This is a genomic window from Mesorhizobium sp. C395A (genome assembly GCF_030323205.1).
Classification (GTDB): Bacteria; Pseudomonadota; Alphaproteobacteria; order Rhizobiales; family Rhizobiaceae; genus Mesorhizobium.
Map to the genome: position 1 here is coordinate 1094870 of NZ_CP100473.1, position 16400 is coordinate 1111269.

General features: G+C 63.3%; 18 protein-coding genes. 12 read left to right on the top strand and 6 right to left on the bottom strand.

Going from position 1 to position 16400, the window contains the following annotated elements; all coding sequences use genetic code 11:
* Positions 1-265 precede the first annotated feature (265 nt).
* Both NLY37_RS05385 and tdh read left to right on the top strand, forming a co-directional pair.
* Positions 266-1453: a glycine C-acetyltransferase gene (locus NLY37_RS05385; protein ID WP_023739256.1), complete on the top strand. Its 1188-nt coding sequence runs from the start codon at positions 266-268 to the stop codon at positions 1451-1453.
* Between the two features lie 44 nt (positions 1454-1497).
* Positions 1498-2532 (top strand): L-threonine 3-dehydrogenase, encoded by a 1035-nt coding sequence (tdh, locus tag NLY37_RS05390; RefSeq protein WP_023743434.1) that lies wholly within the window; start codon positions 1498-1500, stop codon positions 2530-2532.
* 226 nt (positions 2533-2758) lie between these two features.
* Here the strand turns inward: tdh and NLY37_RS05395 are convergent, their stop codons facing one another.
* Complete coding sequence (locus NLY37_RS05395) at positions 2759-3193, bottom strand: MarR family winged helix-turn-helix transcriptional regulator (RefSeq protein WP_031246445.1); 435 nt, start codon at positions 3191-3193, stop codon at positions 2759-2761.
* 122 nt (positions 3194-3315) lie between these two features.
* Here NLY37_RS05395 and hmgA point away from each other — a divergent pair, with 122 nt between their 5' ends.
* Genes hmgA through NLY37_RS05420 form a run of 5 tightly spaced genes read left to right on the top strand, consistent with a single transcriptional unit; the run spans position 3316 to position 7380 of the window.
* Positions 3316-4629, top strand: coding sequence for a homogentisate 1,2-dioxygenase (hmgA, locus tag NLY37_RS05400; protein WP_023689622.1), 1314 nt, complete (start codon positions 3316-3318; stop codon positions 4627-4629).
* Between the two features lie 10 nt (positions 4630-4639).
* Entirely contained in the window at positions 4640-5527 is an 888-nt protein-coding gene (locus tag NLY37_RS05405) for an MBL fold metallo-hydrolase (protein ID WP_023742745.1), read from the top strand.
* Positions 5524-6537, top strand: a complete 1014-nt coding sequence (locus tag NLY37_RS05410) for a fumarylacetoacetate hydrolase family protein (protein WP_023672913.1) — start codon at positions 5524-5526, stop codon at positions 6535-6537. The genes NLY37_RS05405 and NLY37_RS05410 overlap by 4 nt, the downstream gene beginning before the upstream one ends.
* A 13-nt stretch (positions 6538-6550) precedes the next feature.
* Positions 6551-6847, top strand: coding sequence for a hypothetical protein (locus tag NLY37_RS05415; protein WP_023682921.1), 297 nt, complete (start codon positions 6551-6553; stop codon positions 6845-6847).
* The gene (locus NLY37_RS05420) at positions 6844-7380 is read left to right on the top strand and encodes a DinB family protein (protein WP_023672911.1); all 537 of its coding nucleotides are present in this window, start codon (positions 6844-6846) and stop codon (positions 7378-7380) included. The genes NLY37_RS05415 and NLY37_RS05420 overlap by 4 nt, the downstream gene beginning before the upstream one ends.
* Positions 7381-7383: 3 nt before the next feature.
* Here the strand turns inward: NLY37_RS05420 and NLY37_RS05425 are convergent, their stop codons facing one another.
* Both NLY37_RS05425 and hppD read right to left on the bottom strand, forming a co-directional pair.
* Positions 7384-7608, bottom strand: coding sequence for a type II toxin-antitoxin system Phd/YefM family antitoxin (locus NLY37_RS05425; protein ID WP_023672910.1), 225 nt, complete (start codon positions 7606-7608; stop codon positions 7384-7386).
* 57 nt (positions 7609-7665) lie between these two features.
* Positions 7666-8781, bottom strand: coding sequence for a 4-hydroxyphenylpyruvate dioxygenase (gene hppD / locus NLY37_RS05430; RefSeq protein ID WP_023672909.1), 1116 nt, complete (start codon positions 8779-8781; stop codon positions 7666-7668).
* Between the two features lie 139 nt (positions 8782-8920).
* On the opposite strand from hppD, the gene NLY37_RS05435 reads away from it, so the two are divergent.
* Positions 8921-9388 (top strand): Lrp/AsnC family transcriptional regulator, encoded by a 468-nt coding sequence (locus NLY37_RS05435; RefSeq protein WP_023672908.1) that lies wholly within the window; start codon positions 8921-8923, stop codon positions 9386-9388.
* 224 nt (positions 9389-9612) lie between these two features.
* Here the strand turns inward: NLY37_RS05435 and NLY37_RS05440 are convergent, their stop codons facing one another.
* A complete protein-coding gene (locus NLY37_RS05440) occupies positions 9613-9951 on the bottom strand; it encodes a protein tyrosine phosphatase family protein (protein WP_023672907.1) in 339 nt (112 codons plus the stop codon).
* A 207-nt stretch (positions 9952-10158) separates the two neighbouring features.
* Between NLY37_RS05440 and NLY37_RS05445 the strand changes: the two genes are divergently transcribed.
* Positions 10159-10503, top strand: coding sequence for a RidA family protein (locus NLY37_RS05445; protein ID WP_023682919.1), 345 nt, complete (start codon positions 10159-10161; stop codon positions 10501-10503).
* A 123-nt stretch (positions 10504-10626) separates the two neighbouring features.
* Here NLY37_RS05445 and hutC read toward each other — a convergent pair whose 3' ends face one another.
* Both hutC and NLY37_RS05455 read right to left on the bottom strand, forming a co-directional pair.
* A complete protein-coding gene (gene hutC, locus NLY37_RS05450) occupies positions 10627-11364 on the bottom strand; it encodes a histidine utilization transcriptional repressor HutC (protein ID WP_023682918.1) in 738 nt (245 codons plus the stop codon).
* Complete coding sequence (locus NLY37_RS05455; protein ID WP_023742744.1) at positions 11361-12713, bottom strand: formimidoylglutamate deiminase; 1353 nt, start codon at positions 12711-12713, stop codon at positions 11361-11363. The genes hutC and NLY37_RS05455 overlap by 4 nt, the downstream gene beginning before the upstream one ends.
* 88 nt (positions 12714-12801) lie before the next feature.
* Between NLY37_RS05455 and hutI the strand changes: the two genes are divergently transcribed.
* The 3 genes from hutI to hutG are packed head-to-tail and all read left to right on the top strand — an operon-like array spanning position 12802 to position 16386.
* Entirely contained in the window at positions 12802-14037 is a 1236-nt protein-coding gene (gene hutI / locus NLY37_RS05460) for an imidazolonepropionase (RefSeq protein WP_023682916.1), read from the top strand.
* Entirely contained in the window at positions 14034-15572 is a 1539-nt protein-coding gene (gene hutH / locus NLY37_RS05465; RefSeq protein ID WP_023705775.1) for a histidine ammonia-lyase, read from the top strand. The genes hutI and hutH overlap by 4 nt, the downstream gene beginning before the upstream one ends.
* 1 nt (position 15573) lies before the next feature.
* On the top strand, positions 15574-16386 hold the full coding sequence (gene hutG / locus NLY37_RS05470) for an N-formylglutamate deformylase (RefSeq protein WP_023742743.1): 813 nt from the start codon (positions 15574-15576) through the stop codon (positions 16384-16386).
* Positions 16387-16400: the final 14 nt, after the last annotated feature.

The window sequence follows — 16400 nt, forward strand, 5'->3', positions numbered from 1 at the left end:
GGCGAGAAGACCATTGGCTTGAAAGGGTTAACAGGTCTGGAAGCCGGCGGAACTGTTGCTTCGGCAGTAAACGAAAGCTGCCGAGATGGTTATCATGTTCTTTCGCGGCATAGCCGTATTCGCGTGCCTGCTACTCCAGCATGCGGGCCATGCGATCGGGTCGCGCCAGGGTTGAGCCCGCCGTGCCACCGAAACGGTCGCTTTTGCGATGGATTTTTAGTGCGCGTAGCGCGACAGTCGCGCCAATCTCAACAGGACCTGATCCATGAGCGCGGCATTCCTCTCCCATATCGACAACGAACTGCAAGGGCTGAAATCCGCCGGGCTCTACAAATCCGAGCGGGTGATCACCTCGACCCAGTCGGCTGAGATCGAAGTCGGCGGCGACAAGGTGCTGAATTTCTGCGCCAACAACTATCTCGGCCTCGCCGACAGCTCAGAATTGCGCGATGCAGCCAAAGGCGCGCTGGACCGCTACGGCTACGGCATGGCCTCGGTGCGCTTCATCTGCGGCACGCAGGAAGAGCACAAGCAGCTTGAATCAACGATTTCATCATTCCTCGGCATGGACGACACCATCCTCTACGGCTCCTGCTTCGACGCCAATGGCGGCCTGTTCGAAACGCTGCTCGGCGAGGAGGATGCGATCATCTCCGATGCGCTGAACCATGCCTCGATCATCGACGGCGTGCGGCTGTCGAAGGCCAAGCGTTTCCGCTATGCCAACAACGACATGGCCGACCTCGAAGCGCGGCTGAAAGAGGCGAAAGACTGCCGCTTCCGCCTGATCGCCACCGACGGCGTGTTCTCCATGGACGGCATCATCGCCAATCTGAAAGGCGTCTGCGACCTCGCGGAAAAATACGACGCCATGGTCATGGTCGACGACAGCCATGCCGTCGGCTTCGTCGGCAAAAACGGCCGCGGCTCGGCCGAACATTGCGGCGTCGAGGGCAGGGTGGACATCATCACCGGCACGCTCGGCAAGGCGCTGGGCGGCGCCTCGGGCGGCTACACCTCGGGCAAAAGTCAGGTGGTCGACTGGCTGCGCCAGCGCTCGCGGCCCTATCTCTTCTCCAACACGCTGATGCCGGCGATCGCCGGCGCCTCGATCAAGGTGTTCGAGCTGATCCGAAATGGCGACGCCCTGCGCCAGCGCCTCTATGCCAATGCGGCGCGCTTCCGGTCCGAGATGGGCAAGCTCGGCTTCACGTTGGCCGGCGCCGATCACCCGATCATCCCGGTGATGCTGGGCGATGCGAGCCTGGCGCAGGAAATGGCGGCGCGCATGCTGAAGCGCGGCATCTATGTCATCGGCTTTTCGTTCCCGGTGGTGCCGAAAGGCCAGGCGCGCATCCGCACCCAGATGTCGGCGGCGCATTCCACCGCCGACATCGACCGCGCCGTGGCAGCGTTCGCGGCGGTGGGAAAAGAGTTGGGCGTCATTTCCTGATCGCCAAAAGCGATTCCGGATCAAGGGATTCAAGGGACAAAAGCATGTCGAACATGATGAAGGCGCTGGTGAAGGCCAAGGCCGAACCGGGCATCTGGATGGAAGAGGTACCGGTGCCGGAGATCGGCCCCAACGACGTGCTGATCAAGGTCAAGAAGACGGCGATCTGCGGCACCGACGTCCACATCTACAATTGGGACCAGTGGGCGCAGAAGACCGTGCCGGTGCCGATGGTGACCGGCCATGAATTCGTCGGCACGGTGGCCGATTTCGGCGCTGCGGTCACCGAATACAAGGTCGGCCAGCGTGTCTCCGGCGAAGGTCACATCGTCTGCGGCCATTGCCGCAATTGCCGCGCCGGCAGGGGGCATCTCTGCCGTAACACGCTCGGCGTCGGCGTCAACCGCCCCGGCGCCTTCGGCGAATATCTGGCGATCCCGCAGCACAATATCGTGCCGATCCCCGACGATGTGCCCGACGAGATCGCCGCGATCTTCGATCCCCTGGGCAATGCCGTCCACACCGCTCTGTCCTTCGACCTGGTCGGTGAAGACGTTCTGGTCACCGGCGCCGGGCCGATCGGCATCATGGGCGCGCTCGTTGCCCAATGTGTGGGGGCGCGAAAAGTCGTCATCACCGACATCAACCCGGTGCGACTGGCGCTGGCCAAAAAGCTCGGCGTTCAGCATGTCGTCGACGCCTCGAAGGAAAAGCTGCGCGACGTCATGCCGGCGCTCGGCATGACCGAAGGTTTTGACGTCGGCCTCGAAATGTCCGGCGCCGCGCCCGCCTTCCGCGACATGATCGACACCATGAACAACGGCGGCAAGATCGCCATTCTCGGCATCGCGCCGACCGGCTTCGAGATCGACTGGAACAAGGTCATCTTCAAGATGCTTCATCTCAAGGGCATTTACGGGCGCGAGATGTTCGAGACCTGGTACAAAATGATCGCGCTGGTGCAAGGCCCGCTGGATGTCAGCGGGCTCATCACGCATCGGATCGGTATCGATGATTTCCAGACAGGGTTCGATGCTATGCGCAGTGGCAGTTCGGGTAAGGTGGTGATGGATTGGTGAGGGTGCGGCTGAGCGCTATCCGCTGGAAATGTCGGCGCGAGGCATCCCCCTCTGGCCTGCCGGCCATCTCCCCTGCAAGGAGGGAGATTGGCAGCTTTGACGCCTCGCCAACCTCTGCAACATTGGAGATTGGCGAAAGCCTTCGCGACATCTGATCTCCCCCCTTGCGGGGGAGATGTCCGGCAGGACAGAGGGGGGTGTGAAGGATCACGGCGGAGCAGATTCTTTATTCACCCAACGCTCCCTCCAGCGCCGCCACGCCGCTCACAATCGCTGTCCGCTCCTCTGTGCTCAACCTCTCCAGCAACTCCCGTTCAAAGGCTTTCGCCAGCGGCACCATCTCGCGATAGGCGGCCAGTCCCGCCTTGGTCAGCGCCAAATGCTCCACACGCCGATCATTCTCGTCCGGCGTGCGCGTCAGCCAGCGCCGCCGCTCGAGCTCGGCCACCGCGCGCGACACCTTGGTCTTGTGCATGGCCGACTGCTCGCCAAGCGCTGTCGCCGTCATCGTGCCGCGCTGGCCCAGTCCCGAAAGAGTGCGCCATTCCGGTCGCGTCAGGCCGTGGCGGTCCCTGTAGATCTTCGAGAATTCGCGGCTGACGGCGTCGGCCAGCCGGTAGAGCCGATAGGGCAGGAAGCTTTCGAGTTCGAGGATTTCCATCTGCACCATGGATGCGGCATTCGCCCGTTGATAGTTACATTTTCGATGGTTACAAATGAAACCAGTTTGGTCAACATCGCCGGCAAGCAGCGCTTCGCGGGGCCGGGATCAGGGAGGATCGGATGACCTTTTCCTACATGCCGGGCTTCGGCAACGACTTTGAAACCGAGACGCTGCCCGGCTCGCTGCCGCAGGGGCGGAACTCGCCGCAACGGCCGGCTTACGGGCTCTATGCCGAACAGCTATCGGGCTCGCCCTTCACCGCGCCGCGCGGCACCAATGAGCGTTCCTGGCTCTACCGCATCCGGCCGAGCGTAAAACACACCGGCCGCTTCAAGGCAGCGAGCTATCCCTTGTGGAAGACAGCACCCAATGTCGGCGACCACGAACTGGCGCTCGGGCAGTATCGCTGGAACCCGGTGCCGATGCCGAAGGAGCCGACCGATTTCATTCAAGGGATGCGCACCATCACCACCGCCGGCGACGTGCTGGGCCAAAGCGGCATGGCGGCGCATGTCTATGTCGCCAACCGCTCGATGGTCGACGACCATTTCTTCAACGCCGACGGCGAGTTGCTGATTGTCCCCCAGGTCGGCGCCTTGCGCTTTGTCACCGAGATGGGCGTCATCGAGCTTCGGCCCGGCGAGATCGCCGTGCTGCCGCGTGGTCTGGTGTTCAAGGTCGAGCTCGCCGACAAGGAAGTGCGCGGCTATGTCTGCGAGAATTACGGCGCCAAGCTGACGCTGCCCGACCGCGGCCCGATCGGCGCCAACTGCCTGGCCAACCCACGCGACTTCAAGACGCCCAGCGCCTGGTTCGAGGAGAAGGAGACGCCGTGCCGGCTGACGGTGAAATGGTGCGGCAATTTCAACGTCACCGAGATCGGCCATTCGCCGCTCGACGTCGTCGCCTGGCACGGCAACTATGCGCCCTACAAATATGATCTGGCGACGTTTTCGCCGGTCGGCGCCATCCTGTTCGACCATCCCGATCCGTCGATCTTCACCGTGCTGACGGCGCCGAGCGGCGAGGAGGGCACCGCCAATATCGACTTCGTCATCTTCCCGCCGCGCTGGCTGGTGGCGGAAGACACGTTCCGGCCGCCCTGGTACCACCGCAACATCATGAGCGAGTTCATGGGCCTGATCCATGGCCAGTACGACGCCAAGGAAGAAGGCTTCGTGCCCGGCGGCATCAGCCTGCACAATCTGATGCTGGCCCACGGCCCCGACGCACCTGGCTTCGAAAAGGCCTCGCGCTCCGAGCTGAAACCGGTCAAGCTCGACAACACGATGGCCTTCATGTTCGAGACCCGATTCCCGCAAATGCTGACCCGCTACGGCGCCGAGCTTGAAACAAGGCAGGACAATTACATTGACTGCTGGACCGACCTGAAGAAGCGCTTCAACGGCACGCCGGAGGGCGACTGGTCTTGAGATCAGCTCGATGAGCGACCGGCTGGTGCTTCTCGGCTCGAAAGGCGGCCCGGCATTGCGGCCGGGCGGGCCGTGGCCGAGTTCGTCGCTGCTGGAGCTTGGCGGGCGGACCATCGTCGTCGATTGCGGGCTGGGTGTCACGCGTGGCCTGGTCGATGCCGGCGTCAGCCTGAAGGCGCTCGACCTGATCTTCGTCACCCATCTGCATTCCGATCATGTGCTGGAACTGGGGGCGCTGCTCCACACCGCCTGGACCGCCGGTCTGGCCAATCCGGTGACGTTGTTCGGACCGCCCGGCACCGGCCATTACTGGCGGCGCTTCTGCCAGGCGATGGAGTTCGACATCGAGATCCGAATCGTCGACGAAGGCAGGCCGGACATCCGCGAAATGGTTTCGATCGTGGAATTCGGCGAGGGCGAGATTTTTGCGCAGCGCGGCCTGAAGGTCTCGGCACTGCGCGTCGACCATCCGCCGGTGACCGACTGTTTCGCGCTGCGTTTCGACCACGCTGGCAAAAGCATCGTCTTCTCGGCCGACACAGCCTTCTTTCCGCCGCTCGCAGGCTTTGCCCGAAATGCCGACATTCTCGTCCATGAGGCCATGCTGGAAGAAGGCATCGAGCGGCTGGTCGCCAGGACCGGCAATGGCGCGCGGCTGAAAGAGCATCTGCTTGCCAGCCACTCATTTGCCGAGCAGGCAGGTCGCATCGCCAGCGATGCCGGGGTGAAGAGGCTGGTGCTCAACCACCTCATTCCGGCCGATGATGCCGCGATCGGCGAGGCCGACTGGGAGGCGGCCGTCAGGAAATCGTGGGCGGGTGACTTGACGATTGCCCGCGACGGCCTTGTTGTGAACTTAGACGGCGCCAAAGCCGCATCAGGAGAGGAAACCGCATGAAGCTTGCCACATTGAGGGACGGGACGCGCGACGGAAAGCTTGTCGTCGTCTCGCGCGACCTGACGCGCTTCACCGACGCCTCGTTCCTGGCGCGCACGCTGCAGGCGGCACTCGACGACTGGCAGCGGATTTCGCCGCACCTGGCGACGATCGCCGAATCGCTGGAGAACAATGCGGTGCCGTCGGCACGCTTCCATGAGCATGACGCCCATTCGCCGCTGCCGCGCGCCTATCAATGGGCCGATGGTTCTGCCTATGTGAACCACGTCGAGCTGGTGCGCAAAGCCCGCGGCGCCGAGATGCCGGCAAGCTTCTGGACCGATCCGCTGATCTACCAGGGTGGCTCGGATTCCTTCATCGCGCCGCGCGAGCCGATCCGCACGGCGGACGAAGCCTTCGGCATCGACATGGAGGCGGAAGTCTCCGTCATCGTCGACGATGTGCCGATGGGCGCCAGCCTCGACCAGGCGCGCGCCGCCATCCGGCTGGTCATGCTGGTCAATGATGTGACGTTGCGCGCGCTCACCGGACCCGAGCTCGCCAAGGGGTTTGGCTTCTTCCAGTCGAAGCCGTCCTCGGCTTTTTCGCCGGTGGCGGTGACGCCGGACGAACTCGGCGACGCCTGGGATGGCGGCAAGGTCAACCTGCCTCTGCTCGCCGACGTCAACGGCAAGCCGTTCGGCCGTGCCAATGCCGGCGTCGACATGACCTTCGACTTCCCGGCGCTGATTGCCCATGCCGCAAAGACACGGCCGCTGGTTGCCGGCACCATCATCGGCTCCGGCACCGTCTCCAACAAGCTGGATGGCGGGCCGGGCAAACCGGTGGCGGCCGGCGGCGCCGGCTATTCCTGCATCGCTGAACTGCGCATGATCGAGACCATTGAGTCTGGCGAGCCCAAGACGCCGTTCCTGCGCTTTGGCGATACAGTGCGTATCGAGATGAAGAATAAAAGCGGAAACTCGATCTTCGGCGCCATCGAGCAGAAGGTCGAGAAGTCCCAGGCATAAGAGGGGCAATGCAATGACGGGCGAGGCGTTCTACCTGCTGGCCGGCGTCTGGGCGTTGGCCATTCTGGTGGTCTTCATCCAGGCGATCCGGCTGAGCTACCGCATCGAGGCGCGCTCGCCCGATCTGACCAACCACAGTGGCTACCCGCGCAAGGCGATGATGTTTCACACCATCACCAACACCAACGTGGCGCGCGACGAGGAGACACAGGCCATGCGCCGGCGCATGAACCGGCTGCTGCTGATCGTCGTCGCCGGCTTCGCGGTGATGGCGGCAGGCATTGGCCTGATCAGACGAATGAACGCGTGACCCTGCTCGAGCATTTCAGCCGCATGGCCGGCAACAATCTCTGGTCGAACGACCGGCTCTATCGCGCCGTGCTGCAGCTAAACCCCGGCGAATTCGAAGCCGAACGCACCAACTTCTTCCCGTCGATCAAGGCAACGCTCAACCACATCCTTGCGGTCGATCATCTCTATCTCGATTTTCTCGAAGAAGGCGGCGTCGGTGCGGCCGCCTATGACGACTACGTGCCGTTCGATGTGCCGCAGGCGCTGTTTGCCGCCCAGGTCGCAGCAGATCGACGCCTGATCGCCTTTTGCGAGAAGCTGTCGGAGGCGGATCTCGACCGTCAGGTCATCACCGACCGGCGCGAGGATGGCATGATCCCCGAAAAAATCGGCGACATTCTCGCCCATGTCTTCCTGCACGACATCCACCATCGCGGCCAGGTGCACGCGATGCTCTCCGGCACGTCAGTCGCGCCGCCGCAACTGGACGAGTTCTTGCTCGATTATGATTTGAAGGTGAGGAGGGAAGAGGTCGTGCGGCTGGGCCTCTGACCTTTATCTGGTGTACTCGTTCCATTCAGGGCCGAGTTTGTCGAAATCGTCAGAAATCCAAATCTTGCCCTTCAGGGCACCTATGCGCGACAACAAGTCTTCTCGAACTGGTGGCACGAGCCGCGCCGCGATCTTGCCGTGATGAGTGATGACTATCTCCTCGCCGGCCTCCGCGCGGCCGACGAGTTCCGATAGTTTGGCCTTTGCTTCGGTTATGGAGACGTTCACGGCTTGACCCTTGTGATCGAAATTTAGATCAAAGCCGATCGAGCCGCAAACGGGGTTTCAGGCCGCTTTCCCGTCGACCTTGATCACGCCGCGCTTGATCTGGTCCTGCTCGATCGACTCGAACAGCGCGCGGAAATTGCCTTCGCCAAAACCTTCGTCGCCCTTCCTCTGGATGAATTCGAAGAAGATCGGGCCGATCACGGTTTTGGAGAATATCTGCAGCAGGATCTTGGTCATGCCGCCGTCGACCACGCCTTCGCCGTCGATCAGGATGCCGTGCTTCTTCATCCGCTCGATCGGCTCGTCATGCCCGTTCACCCTGTTGTACGACATGTCGTAGTAGGTCTCCGGCGGACCGGGCATGAACTTCAGCCCATTGTCGGCAAGCTTGTCGGTGGCGGCGTAGATCTCGTCGGTGCCGACAGCGATATGCTGGATGCCTTCGCCATTGTACTTCTTCAGATACTCGGCGATCTGGCTGGTGTCGTCCTTGGACTCGTTCAGCGGGATACGGATCTTGCCGCAGGGCGAGGTGATGGCGCGGCTGACGAGGCCGGTGATCTTGCCGTCGATGTCGAAGAAATGGATCTGCTTGAAGCCGAACAATTCGCGATAAAAGTCCCACCATTTGTCCATCTGGCCGCGATAGACATTGTGGGTGAGGTGGTCGAGGAAATAGAAGCCGACGCCTTGGGGCCGCGGGTCGCGTTCGCCCAGCCACTCGAACTCGGCATCATAGGCCGAGCCCTTCTTGCCATAGGCTTCGATGAAATAGAGCAGTGAGCCGCCAATGCCGACAATGGCCGGCACGTCGAGCGCCTTGTCGTTGCCGTCGTAGGGCGTGGCGCCTTTCGATACCGCATGCTCGAACGCATGCTTTGCATCGACCACGCGCCAGGCCATCGAGGCGGCGCAGGGGCCGTGCTTGTCGACGAATTTCATCGCATGCGAGCCGGGCTCGGCATTGACGACATAGTTGATGTCGCCCTGGCGCCAGATGGTGATGTCCTTCGTGCGGTGCTTGGCCACCGCGACATAGCCCATGCGGGTGAACAGCTCGGCGAGCTTCTGCGGCTCCGCATGGGCGAACTCGACGAACTCGAAACCGTCGGTGCCGGCGGGGTTTTCCTTGCTGATCTTGGCGGGCGGGGCGTCGTGCGGAAAGGGACCCATGGCATTCCTCCAAACGGATGGTGGCCGCATCGGACCACGAGATGACGCATGATAGTGCGAAGCAACCGCACGGTGCTTGCATTCAAACGCTTGAAATGATCATCTCGTGCGCAATTCATGCATGATTGGAGATGAATCGATGAATGAAGCGCGCATCGATCAATTTGACCGCAAGATAATGGCTCTCTTGCAGGGCGACGCGCGGCTCACCAACAACGATCTCTCGGAGCGCGTGAACCTGTCGGCATCGCAATGCTCGCGCCGCCGCCAACGGCTGGAGGAGGACGGCTTCATCACGGGCTATCGCGCGGTGCTCGACCGCGACAAGCTTGGATTCTCGCTGGTCAACGTCATCTCGGTGACGCTCGCCACCCACAACCGCGACAATGCGCGGCGCTTCGGCGAATTGCTGGCGCGGCTGCCGGAAGTGCAGGAGGCGCACGCGCTGACCGGTGAGATGGACTACATCTTGAAAGTGGTGACCCCCGATCTGAAATCGCTGTCGGAATTCGTCAACGGCGTGCTGTTGCCGCACGACTCCGTGCAGCATGTAAAGACGGCGATCGTGCTGGAGACGCTGAAGGAGACCGGGGCGCTACCGATCTAGTTTGAGAGAGTTTCAGTTGATACGTCGGCGGGACAGCACCCCCCTCTGGCCTGCCGGCCATCTCCCCCGCAAGGAGGGAGATCAGCAGCTTTGTCGATAGCGCTCATCCTGCAATGTCGGCGATTGGCGAAAAGCGAAGGCGACATCCGATCTCCCCCCTTGCGGGGGAGATGATGTCCGGCAGGACAGAGGGGGGTGTGAGGGATCGCCAGCGCCTCAGATGCTCACCCCTTGGACTGCTGAATCAGCCCGTAGAGATTGGTGCAGCGCGCGCCCGAGCGGCAATAAGCAAACACCGGTCCCTCGAGCGCGTCGAGCGCTTCGGCCTGATCTTCGACATTCTCGGCTGTGATCTGGCCGCTGATTACCGGGATGTAGCGGAAGGCCAGCCCCGCGGCTTCGACCGCCGCCTTGACGCTGTCGGCCGAAGGCTGGTCGGGCTGCTCGTCATCCGGCCGGTTGCAGATCACGCTCTTGAAACCGGCTTCCTTGATGGCGGCGGCATCTTCGGGCTGGATCTGGCCCGAGACCGAATAGTCCTCGCTGATTTCTCGATATTCCATGGCTCTCATCCTCTCAACCTGGTTTGGCGCGAAGTCTTGCCACTCTCACACGAGGTCGGCAATCCGCGCCGGAAAGAAATACCTCGGCGCAGATAGACATTTGCGGCCCAAGATCCAACCCAGGCTCAAGAGGTTTCGCGCTGTTGGCCTTGCCCGGAGGCGGCAGCGACTCTAAACAGGCGCACCGACAAACGAAGGAACCATCCCATGAGCATTCGTCGCATCGATGTTGGCCCGCGCATGAGCCAGATCGTCATCCACGGCAACACCGTCTATCTCGCCGGCCAGGTCGGAACGCCCGGCGCCAGCGTTGGCGAACAGACCAGGTCGATCCTCGCATCTATCGACGAACTGCTGGCCAAGGCCGGCACCGACAAGACCAAGATCCTGCAGGCGATCATCTGGCTGGCCGATATGGGCACCTTCGCCGAGATGAACAAGGAATGGGACAAGTGGGTCCCGCAAGGCAACACGCCCGCCCGCGCCACGGGCGAGGCCAAGCTTGCAGGGCCGGAATATGTGGTCGAGATTATTGTTACGGCGGCGATTTAAAGTGCAGCCTTCTACCTCCCCCTTGTGGGGAGGTCGGACCGAAGGTCCGGGTGGGGGGCTTGGCGCCGACCCCCACCCCGCTGCTTCGCAGCGACCCTCCCCACAAGGGGGAGGGTAAAGGAGCTACCCCTGCGAAGGCCTGAACCGCGCCACCAGCGTGTGGCTCTCCGCGGCGTAGGTGAACCTCACCTGCGTCACTGGGTGCTCGGCGCTCCAGGTCCGGCGCTCGACCACCAGGCAGGGCGCGCCGGTTGCGATGTCGAGCGCTTCGGCAATATGCCTGTCGGCCGCCACCGCGCGGATACGGTGCTCTGCCTCGCTCCATGGCACGCGGCCGATCAGCCAAGGGCCGGGGGCGATGTCGAGAAACTCCTCCTCGGCGGCTTCCGCGACGGCGGCGAGATTGATCAGCCGCTGTTCGTGCGCGAACGGCCGCTTGCCGGCGAAATGCCGGCATTCCAGCGCCAGCACCTGTCCAGCCGCTCCCAATTCCAGCAAGGCGCGATCCTCGGCGCTGCTGCGCCTTTTCTGCCGCGCCACGCGCTCGTAGCGATAGGCCAGCCCAAGCGCCTCGACCTCGATCCTGATGTCGTGGATTTCCAGCACCGCGGCCTGCGATTGCGGCTGGCGCACGAAACTGCCCGAACGGCGGCGGCGCTCGATCAGCCCGGCCTTGGCCAGTTGCGACAGCGCCTTGTTCACCGTCATGCGCGAGCAATGATACTGCGCCGTCAGCTCGTGCTCGAACGGGATGCGGTGGCCCGGCGCCCAGGCGCCGGACATTATTTTCTCGCTGATGTCGGACAGGATGCGCTGGTGCAGCGAGCCGCCTTCTACCACCGCTGTCTCTGAAATGCTCATGCCGAAAGCGCTGTCATCACCTGACGAAAGCGCTCGGCGATAGTCTTACGCGCTACATGCCGGCCGCCGCTGACTTGTTTTTTTCCGTGCACCCAGACGCAATCGACCTTGCCGCCATTGGCAAAGATCCAGGCGTCGAGGATCGCATCGCCACTTTTTCCGGCCAGCGAAGGATGGTTTTCGTCGAGGGAGACGAAATCAGCCGCGGCGCCGGCGGCGATCCGCGACGGGCCGGTGCCGAGTGCGGTGCTGCCGCCATCGAGGGCGGCGTCGAACAGAGCCCGCCCGGTCGAGCCGCCGGCCACCGCCAGCACATTGCGGGCGCGGTGTGCGAGGCGCTGCGAATATTCGAGCTGGCGCAATTCATCCGGCAGGCCGATCAGCACGTTGGAATCCGAGCCGACGCCGAAGCGGCCGCCATGTTCGATGAACAGAGGTGCTGAAAAGGTGCCGTCGCCGAGATTGGCCTCGGTGATCGGGCAAAGCCCGGCAATGGCGCCGCTTCTGGCCATGCCGGTTGTCTCAGCCTCGGTCATGTGGGTGGCGTGGATCAGGGACCAACGCTTGTCGATCCCGGCATTGGCGAGCAGCCATTCGACCGGTCGCGCACCCGACCACGCCAGGCAATCCTCGACCTCCTTCACCTGCTCGGCGACGTGGATGTGGATCGGTCCGTCCGGCGCAATGGCGGCAACAGCGCTGAGTTCCTCCGGCGTCGCGGCGCGCAGGCTGTGCGGGGCGACGCCAACGACAGCCTGATTCAACGCACGAACCGATTCGCGGCTTTTCTCAAGCAAGCGTTCGAACCGATTCACATCGTTGATGAATCGCCGCTGGCCTTCGTTGGGCGCAGCGCCGCTGAAGGAGGAATGGGCATAAAACACCGGCAGCAGCGTCAGGCCGATCCCGGTTTCGCCGGCGGCCGCGGCAATACGTTCGGCCATCTCGGCAAGGTTGGCATAGGGTTTTCCGTCGCGATCGTGGTGGAGATAATGAAATTCGCCGACGCGCGAGAATCCGGCCTCCAGCATTTCGACATAAAGCTGGGCGGCGACCGCCTCGACCTGGTCCGGCGTCATCGACAGCGCAAAGCGGTACATCACCTCGCGCCAGCTCCAGAAGCTGTCGGCGGAGGGACCGCGCAGTTCGGCAAGCCCGGCCATGCCGCGCTGGAAGGCGTGGCTGTGCAGGTTCGGCATGCCGGGCACCAGAATGGCGTGGCGTTCGTCACCGCTCCGCGGCGAAGAACCTGGCTCCACCTTCGCGATCTGACCGCCGCTCAGCGAGATCCGCACCTTGTCATGCCAGCCATCGGCCAGCAGCGCCTGTTCCGCAAAGATCGCCGTCACGTTTTTCTCCGCATTCCATCAACAATGCACTTGCAGCGCGTTTCAATATGTATATACATAATCGCCATCCAAGCAACGGAAAAAGATGATGGCGGCACAAGACAAAAGCCGGGCAGGGGGCCTTCAGCTTTGGCGCGATGCGCGCCTGGCGACCATGGCCGAAGGCGTTGCCGGAGTTGGCATCGTCGAAAAGGGCGCGATCGTCGCCCGTGACGGCGTCATCGTCTATGCCGGTCCGGAAGCCGACATGCCGTCAGCGTTGGCTCAGGGCGGCGAGACTACCGATTGCGAAGGCCGCTGGATCACGCCCGGCCTGATCGACTGCCACACCCATCTCATCCATGCCGGCAACCGTGCCAACGAGTTCGAGATGCGGCTGGCCGGCGCCACCTATGAAGAAGTCGCCCGTGCCGGCGGCGGCATCGTCTCCTCGGTCAAATCCCTGCGTGCCGCGAGCGAAGACGCACTGGTTGCGCAGACGCTGCCACGCCTCGATGCGCTGATGGCCGAGGGTGTCACCACGGTAGAGGTAAAGTCGGGTTACGGGCTCGATCTCGAAAATGAACAGAAGTCGCTTCGCGCCGCGCGGCAGCTGGACAAGCAACGCCCGGTCACGGTCCGCACCACCTTCCTCGGCGCGCATGCGCTGCCGCCGGAAGCAAAAGGCGACAAGGACGCTTTTGTCGATCTCGTCGCCAACACGATCCTGCCCGCAATCGCCGCCGAGGGCCTGGCTGACGCCGTAGACGGCTTTTGCGAGGGCATTGCCTTTTCGCCGGAACAGATTGCCCGCGTCTTCGACAAGGCTAAGGCGCTTGGCCTGCCGGTCAAACTCCATGCCGACCAGCTGTCCAATTTGCATGGCGCCGAACTCGCCGCCCGCTATGGCGCGCTGTCGGCCGACCATCTCGAATACACCGACGAGGCCGGCGCCGCAGCGATGGCCAAGGCCGGCACCGTGGCGACCATTCTGCCCGGCGCCTACTATTTCATCCGCGAAACCAGGAAGCCGCCGGTCGGCCTGTTCCGCCAGCACGGCGTCAAGATGGCGGTCGCCACCGACAACAATCCCGGGACGTCGCCGCTGACCTCGCTGTTGCTGACCATGAACATGGCGGCGACGCTTTTCGGCCTGACCGTCGAGGAATGCCTGGCCGGCACCACTCGCGAGGCTGCCCGCGCGCTTGGGCTGCTTGGCAAGACCGGCACGCTTGAGGCAGGAAAATCCGCCGACCTGGCGATCTGGGACATCGAGCGTCCGGCCGAACTCGTCTACCGCATGGGCTTCAACCCGCTCCATGCCCGCATCTGGAGAGGACAATGACCGAACTTAACCTGAAGCCCGGCAATGCGACGCTGGCCGACTGGCGCGCTATCTATCGTGGCGCCATGCCGAAGCTCGACGCCTCCTGCCGGCCAAAAATCAAGGCCAGCGCCGAGGCTGTCGCCCGCATCGTCGCCAAGGGTGAGCCGGTCTATGGCATCAACACCGGCTTCGGCAAACTGGCCAGCGTCCGCATTCCGGCCGAGGATCTAGAGACCCTGCAACGCAACATCGTTTTGTCGCATGCCGCCGGCGTCGGCGAGCCGATGCCGGTCGCTGTGGTTCGGTTGATGATGGCGCTGAAGCTCGCCAGCCTGGCGCAGGGTGCGTCGGGCGTGCGGCCGCAAACCATCGAATTGCTGGAAGCGATGCTGGCCAACGACGTCATCCCCGTCGTGCCGGCGCAGGGCTCGGTCGGCGCCTCCGGAGATCTCGCGCCGCTGTCGCACATGACTGCGGTGATGATCGGCGTTGGCGAATGCATTACACCGCATGGCCGCTTCCCGGCCAAGGTCGCTTTCGTCTCGCACGGCCTGGAGCCGGTGACGCTTGGCGCCAAGGAAGGTCTGGCGCTGCTCAACGGGACGCAGTTTTCCACCGCCTACGCGCTGGCCGCTCTGTTCGAAGCCGAAGTGCTGTATCAGTCGGCGCTGGTCGCCGGGGCGCTGTCGACCGACGCTGCCAAGGGCTCCGATGCACCCTTCGATCCGCGCATCCATCTCCTCAGAAAACACCCGGGCCAGATCGAGACGGCGGCAGCGCTGCGCAATCTGATGGCCGGCAGCGCTATCCGTGAATCGCACCGCGTCGGCGATGAGCGCGTGCAGGATCCGTACTGCCTGCGCTGCCAGCCGCAGGTGATGGGTGCGGCGCTCAGCGTGCTGCGCCAGGCCGCCGATACGCTCGGCACCGAGGCCAATGGCGTCACCGACAATCCGCTGATCTTCGCCGAGGACGATACTGCGCTTTCAGGCGGCAATTTCCACGCCGAGCCGGTGGCTTTCGCAGCCGACATGATCGCGCTCGCCGTCTGCGAGATCGGCTCGCTGTCGGAACGCCGCATCGCCATGCTCGTGGACCCGGCGCTGTCCGGCATGCCGGCATTCCTGACGCCGAAGCCCGGCCTGAACTCCGGCTTCATGATCCCGCAGGTGACGGCGGCGGCACTCGTTTCCGAAAACAAGCAGAAGGCCTATCCCGCGAGCGTCGATTCCATCCCGACCTCGGCCAACCAGGAAGACCATGTCTCGATGGCCGCACACGGCGCTCGCCGGCTGATCGGCATGATCGAAAACGCCACGGCCGTCATCGGCATCGAACTCCTGGCCGCCGCGCAAGGCTGCGATTTCCATGCGCCGCTGGCGTCGAGTGCAGCTCTGGAAGCGGTTCGCAAGCTGGTCCGCGCCGAGGTGCCGCATCTCGACAATGACCGGCATTTCCACCCTGACATGGAAAAAGCCATCGCCATGGTGCGCAGCGGCGCTGCCATCAAGGCTGCGAGCGCGGTGACATTGCCTTCGATCTCGGGAGTCTGACATGACCGACTGGCTGACAGTGACGGAAGGCACGGCACCCCTGTTGGTGTCCATCCCGCACACGGGTATCGATCTCGCCGGCATCGACAATCGGCTGGTCTCGCCCTGGCTCGGGCGCCGCGATTGCGACTGGTGGATCGACAATCTCTACGATTTCGCCGCCGGCCTTGGCGCGACGATTGTGCATACGTCGATCTCGCGCACCGTCATCGACGTCAACCGCGATCCTTCCGGCGCCTCGCTCTATCCCGGGCAGACGACAACGACGCTATGCCCGACCGAGACCTTCGACGGCGATCCGCTGTATCTGCCCGGCGCGGAACCGACGCCGTCGGAGATAGACCAGCGCCGCATAGCGTATTTCGTGCCTTACCATGAAATGCTGGCGGCCCAGGCCGTCAGGCTGCGCGGCCTGCATGAGAAGGTCGTCATTTACGATTGCCACTCGATCCGGTCGGTGCTGCCGCGCCTGTTCTACGGCACGCTGCCGGTGTTCAATCTCGGCACCAATGACGGTCAGACCGCGGATCCTACGCTGCAGGCGCTGGTTGGCCAGATCATGGCCGAGAGCGGTGAAAGCAATGTCATCAACGGCCGTTTCAAGGGTGGCTGGATCACCCGCTATTTCGGCAATCCGCAAGGCGGCTACCATGCGCTGCAGATGGAACTTGCCGATCGCGGCTATTTGCGCGAGCCCGAGGGCAAGGGCGAACCGGACAATTGGCCGGTGCCTTATGATGCCGAGTTCGCCGCGCCGATGCGCGCCACACTGACGAAAATCCTCCAATCCGCCATTGACTGGGCCGGGCGTTGAGACGCCGCCTTACT